Source organism: Pseudomonas sp. (assembly GCF_035277045.1).
Lineage (GTDB): Bacteria > Pseudomonadota > Gammaproteobacteria > Pseudomonadales > Pseudomonadaceae > Aquipseudomonas.
The window spans coordinates 1-10,070 of the sequence record NZ_DATELE010000268.1 but is presented as its reverse complement, the minus strand read 5'-3'; the positions used below and the strand labels follow the sequence as shown (position 1 = coordinate 10,070).

8 protein-coding genes are annotated in these 10,070 nt (G+C 64.7%); 3 read left to right on the top strand and 5 right to left on the bottom strand.

The genetic code is table 11. From position 1 onward, the window contains the following. From VJS90_RS15020 to VJS90_RS15010, 3 genes are all read right to left on the bottom strand, one after another. On the bottom strand, positions 1-690 hold a 690-nt coding region (locus VJS90_RS15020; protein WP_324122435.1), incomplete at its 3' end, for a TonB-dependent receptor. Positions 691-881: 191 nt separating this feature from the next. Next, on the bottom strand, positions 882-1,793 hold the full coding sequence (locus tag VJS90_RS15015; protein ID WP_324122434.1) for a FecR family protein: 912 nt from the start codon (positions 1,791-1,793) through the stop codon (positions 882-884). Next, positions 1,790-2,302 (bottom strand): sigma-70 family RNA polymerase sigma factor, encoded by a 513-nt coding sequence (locus VJS90_RS15010; protein ID WP_324122433.1) that lies wholly within the window; start codon positions 2,300-2,302, stop codon positions 1,790-1,792. Before VJS90_RS15010 ends, VJS90_RS15015 begins: the two co-directional genes overlap by 4 nt. Positions 2,303-2,502: 200 nt before the next feature. On the opposite strand from VJS90_RS15010, the gene VJS90_RS15005 reads away from it, so the two are divergent. Next, positions 2,503-6,642, top strand: a complete 4,140-nt coding sequence (locus VJS90_RS15005; protein WP_324122432.1) for a CheR family methyltransferase — start codon at positions 2,503-2,505, stop codon at positions 6,640-6,642. 36 nt (positions 6,643-6,678) lie between these two features. On the opposite strand, the gene VJS90_RS15000 is transcribed toward VJS90_RS15005, so the two are convergent. Continuing rightward, on the bottom strand, positions 6,679-7,857 hold the full coding sequence (locus VJS90_RS15000; protein ID WP_324122431.1) for an MFS transporter: 1,179 nt from the start codon (positions 7,855-7,857) through the stop codon (positions 6,679-6,681). A gap of 196 nt (positions 7,858-8,053) precedes the next feature. Between VJS90_RS15000 and VJS90_RS14995 the strand changes: the two genes are divergently transcribed. Continuing rightward, positions 8,054-8,704, top strand: coding sequence for a DUF2238 domain-containing protein (locus tag VJS90_RS14995; RefSeq protein WP_324122430.1), 651 nt, complete (start codon positions 8,054-8,056; stop codon positions 8,702-8,704). Further along, a complete protein-coding gene (locus VJS90_RS14990; RefSeq protein WP_324122429.1) occupies positions 8,697-9,131 on the top strand; it encodes a thiol-disulfide oxidoreductase DCC family protein in 435 nt (144 codons plus the stop codon). The genes VJS90_RS14995 and VJS90_RS14990 overlap by 8 nt, the downstream gene beginning before the upstream one ends. A gap of 12 nt (positions 9,132-9,143) precedes the next feature. Here VJS90_RS14990 and grxB read toward each other — a convergent pair whose 3' ends face one another. Next, on the bottom strand, positions 9,144-9,776 hold the full coding sequence (gene grxB / locus VJS90_RS14985) for a glutaredoxin 2 (RefSeq protein ID WP_324122428.1): 633 nt from the start codon (positions 9,774-9,776) through the stop codon (positions 9,144-9,146). Between the last annotated feature and the right edge of the window lie 294 nt (positions 9,777-10,070).

The window sequence follows — 10,070 nt, the reverse complement described above, 5'->3', positions numbered from 1 at the left end:
GGCGGCGCCACGCAGGATCTCCACGCGGTCATACACCGCGGTGTCCGGGGTCATCCAGCCGGTGGGGCTATGGATGACTCCAGGCATGCCATCGACCAGGTAGGCATCGGCGCCCAGTTCGAAACCGCGGGCGTTGAACTGGTGGTCGCCAAAGTTGCGGGTCTGCAAGGTGATGCCCGGCGCCTGGTAGAGCACCTGGTCGAGCGAGGTCAGGTTGCGGTCATCCATCTGCTGGCGGGTGACGACGCTCACCGATTGCGGCGTTTCGCGCAGCGAGGCCACGCCCTTGCCGATGGTCACGGCCCGCGCGGTATACGAGCCCGTGCCCTCGGTGGGTTGCGCGCCGGTCACGCCATCGATGTTGGTGGACGAGAGTTCCAGCGCATCCGTGGCTTCTCGCTTGACGACCAGCCACACGCCCCCTTGCTGGCGCACGCTCAGGCCCGAGCCTGCGAGCATCTGCTCCAGGGCGTTGCTGAATTCGAAGCGGCCCTTGAGCGCCGGCGCCGACTGGCCCGCGACCAGGTTGTCGTCCACCGCCAGACTGACGCCGGCAAGGCTCGCCAGCTGCTTGAGCGAAGCGGCCAGTGGCTGGCGCGGCAGGTCGACGTCGATCGGCGCAGCGGCGGCGTGCAAGGACAATGTGAGGATGCCGGAGGCGACCAGGGTTTTCAGGGGCGTGAACGTCATGAAGCGGCTCGTCAGGGACTTGGGATACGTATTAACGGAGGAGCGCCGGAAAACCCCTACCAGAGATAGGAAAAATTGCCTGGGTCGGGTTCCTCCCTGCCAGCGAAGGGGCTAGCGGCAAGCCCGCAAGCCTAGGGCCGCGCATGCTTTCACTGAACCATGGAACCTGCCCCCACTGCGCCCTGAACCCGTCAGCGTGGCACGAGCACCGTCGCCCCTTCCCGCTCTTCCACCCGAACCTGCGCCAACTCGGGCAACAACGCCACGAACCGCTCCACATCCCCCACCTGCACCACCGCCGTGATAGTCTGCCCCTCCGGCCGGAGGGCCGTCACCGGCACTGTGCGGTACCGCGACAACGCCGCGGCTATCTCGCCCAGGCTGGCGCTTTCGAAGGTCAGGCTGCCCTGGGCGAAACTGAACGCCCCCGCGGCGGAGCGCTGCAGCCGGCGGATCTGTCCTGCGCCATCCGCCTCGGCTACCTGGTCCTGAGTCAGCAACATCTTCTGGCCTTCGCTCGAAAACTCGACCCGCCCTTCGGCGACACTCACCTGCACCTTGGGCTCCAGCCGTTCGACCACGAAGCGGGTGCCGAGCACGCGGACCTGGGCGGTGCCGGCATCGACGATGAAGGGCCGGCCGGGCGCATGCCGGACGCTGAAGATGGCGCGTCCGCGCAGCAGGAATACCTGCCGGCTCGTCTCGCCGGGCAGCACGTGAATCCGCGTGTCGGCGTCGAGGAAGACTTCGCTGCCATCCTCCAGCCGCACCTTGCGCGTCTCGCCAGTGCGGGTCATGAGCATCTGCTCGCCTTGGCCGCGCCACGACAACAGCCCGCCTGCGGCCATGGCCAATCCCAGCCCACCCAGCGCGCTGTTGCGCACAAAGCGCCGCCGGCTGACCTTTTCCATGGCCGTGGCCAGCGCCTGGGTCTGCGCGGTGCTTGCGAAGTTGCCCCACAGCTCACCGAAGGCCTGGTACTCGCTGGCATGGCGCGGGTCGGCGGCGAGCCATTGCTGGAAGGCCTGGTGGTCGGGATGGTCGGGCGGCAGGTCCAGGAGGCGAGTGAACCAGCGCGCGGCCTGGTGGCGTGGCGTATTCACGAGGCGAACTGCTCGCGGGCCTCGCGCAGGTCGAGCAGCGCCCGCACCAGGTGGCGCTCGACCATCGACACGCCGATGCCGAGCATGCGCGCGACCTCGACCTGGCGATGGCCCTCGATACGCGCCAGCCAGAACACTTCGCGGCAACGCGGCGGCAGGTGGTCGAGGATGCGCTGGATGGCGTCGAGGCGCTGCTGCAGGTCGGCCAGATGCTCGGCCGACGGCGCGAACCCAGCGTCCTGGCGGGTATCCATCCAGGGCTCGAGATCGCCTTCGGGCATTGGCAGAAAGCGCGAGGCATCGCGGTAATGGTCGATGAGCACGGAGTGCGCGACCCGCCGCAGGTAGGCGTTGGGCTGCTCGATACGCGCGCGCTGGCTGGCAAGGACGAAGCGGATGAAAGCATCGTGCAGTACGTCATGGGCGCGCTGCAGGCACTGGGTCTTGCGGCCAAGGCTCAGCAGCAGGTCGGTATAGGCCCAGCGCAGGTTGATTCCGTTCCATTCCATCTGGCAGGCCCTTGCACGCAGTCGCTTGAAGCATCAGGCGGCTGAGTGTAGAGGGTTGTCTCATGGCTGTAAATGAGACAGGTTTGCAGTTGCAAATCGGGGCGCTGAAGCTGCGCGGCATGCCTCATGCCGACTCTGGCACTATAATGGTTGCGGACCCCTTGGCCAGAAAGCGTATTCCCGATGATGTGCGAGCAATCATGACAACGACTCCAAAGCGCCCGAATTCCCTGCCTGAGCGTCAGGGCGTCATGCCGAGCCACCTGCTGTTTCCGGTGGTGGGTATCGGCGCATCCGCCGGGGGGCTGGGCGCGCTGAAGACGTTCTTCGAGCAGATGCCAGCCGATAGCGGCATGGCGTTCGTCATCGTCCTGCATCTTTCGCCCAAGCATGAGAGCGTCGCCGACCAGATCATCCAGGACTCGACCCCGATGCCGGTCAAACAGGTCAATGATACCTGTGCGATCGAACCCAACCACGTCTACGTGATTTCACCGGCCAACCAGCTCTCGATGAACGACGGTTATCTGCGGGTCATCCCCGTTGACCGCCCGGTGGGCAACCACATCGCAATCGACCTGTTTTTCCGCGACCTGGCCGATGTGCACAAGGAGTACGCGTTTTGCGTGGTGCTTTCAGGCACCGGGAGCGATGGCGCCGTCGGCCTGTCGCGCATCAAGGAGCAAGGCGGCGTCACCCTTGTCCAGTCGCCCAGCGATGCCGAGTTCGACGGCATGCCCCAGGCCGCCATTGCCACCCGCCTGGTCGACGTGGTGCTGCCAGCGACGGACATCCCGGCCAAGCTGATCGAGCTGTGGCGAAACTCGCAGTTGATCAAGCTGCCGCCGCCTCATGACATGCAACTGCCCGCCAATTCGGCCGAGCGGGAACGGGCTGCCGCCGAGCAGGTGTTGCATGACATTCTCCTGCTGCTGCGCACACGCACCGGGCACGATTTCAAGCACTACAAGCGGGCCACGGTGCTGCGCCGCATAGAGCGGCGCATGCAGGTCACGGCCCAGCCGGACCTGCCCGCCTACCAGCGCTACCTGGAAAGCAACGCCGAGGAAGCCAAGGACCTGCTGGGCGACATGCTGATCGGGGTGACTAACTTTTTCCGCGACCGCGAGGCGTTCGAGGCACTCGAGCGGCATGTGCTGACGCCACTGATGGGTACCGAGCCCGAAGTTCCCCGGCGCGACGAGGTGCGCATCTGGTCGGCCGGCTGCTCCACCGGCGAGGAGGCCTACAGCCTGGCCATCCTGTGCACCGAACACCAGAAGTTCGAACCCACTCCTGCCAAGCTGCAGGTATTCGCCACCGATATCGACGAGCGGGCGATCGCGGTCGGGCGCTCCGGACAATACTCCGAAGCCATCATCACCGATGTCCCACCGACGCGCCTGCGCCAGTATTTCGTCAAGGACAGCCAGCACTACCGGGTGCGCAAGGAGATCCGCGAGAAAATCCTCTTCGCCAAGCACAGCCTGCTCGCCGATCCGCCCTTCTCCCAGATCGATCTCATCGTCTGCCGCAACCTGCTGATCTACCTGGACCGCGAGATCCAGCGCGAGATACTGCAAATGTTCCATTTCGCCCTGCGCCCAGGCGGGTACCTGTTCATGGGCTCTTCGGAGTCGGCCGATGCCTGCCCGGACCTGTTCGTGCCGGTGGACAAGCGCAACCGCATCTTCCGTGCCAAGATCGGCGGAGGCGTCAACCGCCGCACCCCTACCATGCCGCGTGGCGGCTTCACCCTGTCGAACACGGTGGCCCAGCCTCCGCTGGTGCAGGCGCCGCGCAAGGTATCCTTCGCCGATATTCACCACCGGGCGCTTGAGCAGCGTCTGCCGCCAAGCCTGATCGTCGATGCGAGTGCCGAGATCCTCCACATGAGCGAAGGCGCAGGCCGTTTCCTGCGCTACGTCGCGGGCGAAATGAGCAGCAACCTGCTGATCCTGATCATGCCGCAGCTGCGCCTCGAACTGCGCACGACACTCTTCCAGGCACAGCAGAGCGGCAAGCCGGTGATCTCGCGCAAGATGCGCGTCCCGGATCCGTCCGGCGACTACCTGGTCGACATCATGTGCCAGCCATACCGGGATGAAATCACCGATCAGGAGGTGCGCCTGATCGTCTTCGGCGTTTCTCCCATCGAGGCCGGTACGGTTTTGAACGAAATCAACCTGCAGACCGAAAACGAGGTGTTGAACAGCCTCGAACACGAGTTGCAGCGCACCAAGATGCACCTGCAGGACACCATCGAGCAGTCCGAGGTCTCCAGCGAGGAGCTCAAGGCGTCCAATGAAGAAATGCAGGCGATCAACGAGGAACTGCGCTCCGCCACCGAAGAGCTGGAAACCAGCAAGGAAGAGCTGCAATCGATCAACGAAGAGTTGCTGACGGTCAACTACGAGCTCAAGACCAAGGTCGAGGAAACCGACAAGATCAACGACTACCTGTCGAACCTGATCGCCTCCACCGACATCGCCACGGTGTTCGTCGACCGCAACATGCATATCCGCTGGTTCACCCCACGCGCCACCGATATCTTCAGCATGCTGCCAGTGGATACCGGCCGGTCGTTGCTGGACATCACGCACCGGCTCAACTACCCGCTGCTGGCCGAAGATGCCACCACCGTGTTCGAGTCGCTGAACATGATGGAGCGCGAAGTCAGCAGTACCGACAACTGCTGGTATATCGTGCGCCTGCTGCCATACCGCTCCAGCGAGAACCACATCGACGGCACCGTGCTTACCTTCATCGACATCACCAAGCGCCGCGAAGCCGAGGAAGACCTGCGCCTGGGTCAGGAGCGCATGCGCCTGGTCGCCGAGAGCACCCATGATTTCGCCATCATCATCCTTGATGAACAGGGCCTGATCACCGACTGGAACACGGGGGCGGAACTGATTTTCGGCTACAGCAGCGCCGAGGTCATGGGGGCCTACTATGACCTGATCTTCTCGCCCGAAGACCGCAGCGCGGGAATTGCGGAAAGCGAGCTGCTGCAGGCGCGCGAGCACGGACGTGGCGAGGACGAGCGCTGGCATGTGCGCAAGGATGGCAGCCGCTTCTACTGCAGCGGCGAAATCACCCTGCTGCGGGCTGAAACCGTCATGGGCTATGTGAAGATCGCGCGCGACCTGACCGGGCACAAGCGCCTGCATGAAGAACAAAGCAAGAAACTGGCGGAAACCCAGACCAGCAGCCACATGAAGGACGAGTTCTTTGCTGTCATGTCCCATGAACTCAAGCACCCGCTCAACCTGATCCAGCTCAACGCCGAGATCCTGCGGCGACTGCCGGCGGTAAGAAGCGCCGACAATGCCAGCAAGGCGGTCACCACCATCAGTGATGCGGTCGCCAGCCAGGCGCGGATCATCGACGATCTGCTCGACGTCGCGCGTATCCGCACCGGTAAGCTCAAACTGCAGACGCAGTTGCTCGACCTGGTCAACCTGCTCCGCGAAATTCACACAGTTGTCTGCGAGGAATACCCGGCCGCGGAGGTCAGCCTGGAGATCGCCGACGCTGAAACCTTTGCGTACACCGTCGAGGGCGATGCCACGCGCCTGGAGCAGGTCATCTGGAACCTGCTGCACAATGCGCTGAAATTCAGCCCGAGCAATGCCCGGATCCGCATCTTCCTGAGCCATGCCGGCGGCAAGGCGCAGCTGGACATCATCGACAATGGCATTGGTCTTGCGGTTAGCGACATCGAGGATGTCTTCGACCTGTTCAGCCAGGCGCCCACCAAGGTCTCCAGCCACAAACGCGATGGGCTGGGCATCGGCCTGTCCCTGGTGCGCCAACTGGTGCACGCCCATGGCGGCACGGTGAACGCGCGCTCCGCGGGCATCGGGCATGGCTGTACCTTCACCGTGCTGCTGCCTCTGTCGAAGGAAACGCTGACGTTATCCGAGCGCGCGCCCCAGTTGCAGCCGCAGGGCCGCCTGAAGGGCCTCAAGGTCCTGCTGGTGGATGATTCCGCGGAGATTCTTTCGGTGATGCGCACCTTGCTTGAAATGGAAGAGGCGCGGGTCAACGCCTTCAGCGAACCGCTGCTGGCGCTGGAGAACGCCAGCCATGAGCACTACGACGTGATCCTGTCCGACATCGGGATGCCAAGGATGGATGGTCACGAACTGGTCAGCGCGTTGCGCCAGACCAAGCTGCACCGGTTCACCCCGGCGATCGCCCTCACCGGCTATGACATGGGCCATGACCCGCACAAGACCCGCGATGCCGGCTTCGACCGGCACCTGACCAAGCCTGTGCAGTATGAAGAGCTGGTGGAGACGATCGAGACGCTGTGCGCCAGCATGTTGCAATGACGAGCTAGCCCCATGCCGGGTCCGCATCGCGGACCCTCAGGCGCAAGCCCTCGCCATCCGCCCGGCCAGCACCGGACGCGCCAGGCTCGCCAGCCCCAGCAATGCCATCCCCGCCCCCACCCACAAGGGCGCGCGCAGGCCATAACCGGCATCGATCACCGCGCCACCGGCCCAACTGCCCAGCGCCAGCCCGGCGGTGATCACCGAGGTGTGCAGGGCATTGACCAGCGCGCAGGGCTCGGCGGCTTTCATCACCCGGGCGACCATCGCCGGGTTCAACGCCACACCCGTCAGGCCGAGGCCGATGAAGCACAGCAGGTTCAGCCACTGATGCTCACCGGCCAGCGCGAAACCGCCCAGCGCCAGCACCATCACGGTCAAGCCCCAGCCCAGCGCAGGCAGGGTGTGACGGTCGGCAAAGCGCCCTACCAGCATGTTGCCCAGCAGGTTGGCCACGCCATACAGCGCCAGCAGCGGTGCGACATGCCCCGGCGCGATGCCGACTTCTTCGATCAGGATCGGGGTGCAGTAGCTGAACGCGGCGAAGGTCGCGCCAATGATCAACCCGCTGGTGAGATAGGCCGCCCACAGACTGCGGTTCCGCAGGGCAACCCACTGCCGCGCCAACGGCGCTTCACTGCCCGCCTCGGCCTTGGGCAGCCGGCTCGCCGCCAATGCCGTGCACACCAGCGCCAGCCCCACCACCAGCCAGGCGCTCGCACGCCAACCGTAATGCTGCTCGACCCAGGCGGTCATCGGCACGCCAGCAACTGGCGACATCATAAGCCCGGCCAGCACCACCGCGATCGCGCGGCCACGCTGTTCGAGACGGACCAGCCCGGCGCACAGCGTCATGCACAGGCCGATGCACGCGGCGCTGGAAACGCCCATGAGAATCCGCGCCAGCGCCAGCACCCAATAGTCGGTCGCGGCAGCCGCCAGCGCGCCGGCGGCCACGTACATGCCCAGCAGCCCGACCAGCGCGCGCTTGTTGCTGATGCCGCGTGACAGCAGCAACACGGTGACGGGCGGGCCGCCCAGGGCCATGCCCAAGGCGTAGAACGCGATCAGGTTGCCCACTTGGGCCAGGCTCACCGAAAACGCATCGGCCAAGGCAGGCATCATGCCCGCGACCATGAATTCGGCGGTGACCAGCGAGAAGATGGTAAGCCCCAACAGGTAGACGGTAGGGGGCAGTTTAGAGCGGTCGGTCATGAAAAACTCAAACAGGAACATTGGCCCGCCACCCTAGGGAAAGTTGAACGGCTGGTCAAATAACCCTTGGGCATAGGGTAATGCGCCGATGAAAGGCGCGGGCTTCGAACAAGAATGAATCTCTGGCCGCGCGGTGGCCTCCAACGTCTTGCCCAGGCTGTTCATCTTTACGGCCAACCCGCCAGCGGAGCTCTCAGTGACCCAACGCAATACCTCCCTCATCACAGCGATGCAGGCCGTGCTCGTGGCCGTGATCATCCTGCTGGGCTGGGCGCCCCTCGATCGCCAGGCGTGGCTGATCGAGAATGCCCTGGTCGCACTCGCAGCCATCGCCGTGTGGTTCACCAGGCACCGGTTCTACTGGTCGGCCCGCGCCTGGGCGATGCTGGTGGTGTTCCTGTGCCTGCATGAGGTCGGCACCCACTACACCTATCCCAAGGTGCCGTACAACGCGGCCATCGAACGTCTGGCATGCCTGGACGTCAGCCAACTGGTCGGGTCGGACCGCAACCATTACGACCGCCTCGTGCACCTGGCCTACGGCGTGCTCACCGCCCTGCCCTTTCGCGAGATCATCACCCGCCAGTGCCAGCTCACCGGCGCCTGGGCCTCACTGATGGCCTGGTCGCTGGTGCTGTCGACCTCGATGCTCTACGAACTGATGGAATGGGTCGGTGGCCAATACCTTGGCGAAGGCGGCTCGGCAGTCATCGGCGCCCAGGGCGACGCCTGGGACGCGCAGAAGGACATGGCGCTGGCGGCGGCCGGTGCACTAGCCATGCTGGCGTGCCGCGGCAGAGTGGCAAGGCGCCTGCAGGCAATGGCGGGAGCGACTAGCCATGGGTAGCCCGCCGCCGGTGCTGGAGCCGGGCGAAACCGCCGTGCTTTTCGACGGCACCTGCAAGCTGTGCAACGGCTGGGCGAACCTGATCATTCGCCATGACGGCCGCCGGCGCATCCGCCTGGCCACCGTGCAGTCACCCGAGGGCCAGGCCCTGCTCGCCTGGGCAGAGCTGCCCACGGACCGGTTCAACACCATCGTGCTGATCCATGGCGAACAGGTCTTCGTGCGCTCGGATGCGATGTTCGAGATCTTCACGCGCCTGTCACCGCCCTGGCGCCTGCTCAACCTCTTCAAGCTCGTGCCAAGGCCGCTGCGCGACTGGGTGTACGACAAGATTGCGCTGAACCGCTACAAGCTGTTCGGCCGCTTCGACGCCTGTGTGCAACCGCACGCCGATCACCCGCGGCGCTTCCTGAGGGCCCGCGGGTAACAAGCGGCTGTCCTACATCTGCTGGTCGAACAACAGGGGCACCGCGCTTTGCGAAGCGAGCCGGTCCATGTAACCCAGTACCGTTTCCGGATATTCCAGCCCCCGCACGATCGACAGCGAGCGCAGCACCGGCCACAGCGTGATATCGGAAATGCCCAGCGCCTCACGGCCCTCGAGCAACGGCACCAGTTCGCGCAGGGCCGCGTTGACCTCGAGCAGCAATGCAGGCGTCGTGACCATCAAGGCCTCCAGGTCGCCAAAGGCCTGTTCTTCGCGCAGGCGATAGGCCTCACGGGCTTCGGGCGTTGCCAGTTCGGCGAAATCGCCCTTGGTGAAGCGCGGGATGAACAGCTTCAACGCCGGCGTCCAGACCTGCTTGACCCAAGCGTCCAAGGCCTCGTCCGCCGGGGTGGTCAGCACCGGCGTGCCGATGGCATCGACATAGCGCACGATATCCAGGCTCTCGCCCATGTGGCTGCCGTCTTCGCGCTCAAGGATCGGCACGGCCTTCTTGCCGATCAAACGCGTCGGCGTCTCGGCATCGCCCTCCAGGATCACCGAGCGTTCGACGGCAAGCCCCTTGAGCCCGAAGATCATGCGGGCGCGGGTGCAGAAGGGGCAGTGTTCGTAGATGTAGAGTTTCATGGGTCTCCCAAACAAGGTTTCTTGATGCTGGATATCCTGGCTATGTGCCCTATGGAACGTGGAAAGGCCCGGCGCGTCAACGCCGGGCCTTTCATACGGTGGTAAGCGGATGGATCAACTGCGTGGGTCAATGCCCCGCATGGCTGCCAAACGGCGCGGTCGACGCCGCCAGCAGGTGCGGCCCTGGCAGGTCATTGGGCAATACGCTGCCCACGCCAAAGCCGTTCATCGCGATGGACACCTTCAACGCACGGCAGGCCAAGCGGGAATCCATCTCGAACTCCGCCAGCGCTA

What these genes read in the sequence shown, in the direction of transcription:
- grxB (WP_324122428.1), bottom strand. Translation starts at nt 9,776, where the DNA reads ATGAAACTCTACATCTACGAACACTGCCCCTTCTGCACCCGCGCCCGC.
- VJS90_RS15000 (WP_324122431.1), bottom strand. Translation starts at nt 7,857, where the DNA reads ATGACCGACCGCTCTAAACTGCCCCCTACCGTCTACCTGTTGGGGCTT.
- VJS90_RS14990 (WP_324122429.1), top strand. Translation starts at nt 8,697, where the DNA reads ATGGGTAGCCCGCCGCCGGTGCTGGAGCCGGGCGAAACCGCCGTGCTT.
- VJS90_RS15010 (WP_324122433.1), bottom strand. Translation starts at nt 2,302, where the DNA reads ATGGAATGGAACGGAATCAACCTGCGCTGGGCCTATACCGACCTGCTG.
- VJS90_RS15005 (WP_324122432.1), top strand. Translation starts at nt 2,503, where the DNA reads ATGACAACGACTCCAAAGCGCCCGAATTCCCTGCCTGAGCGTCAGGGC.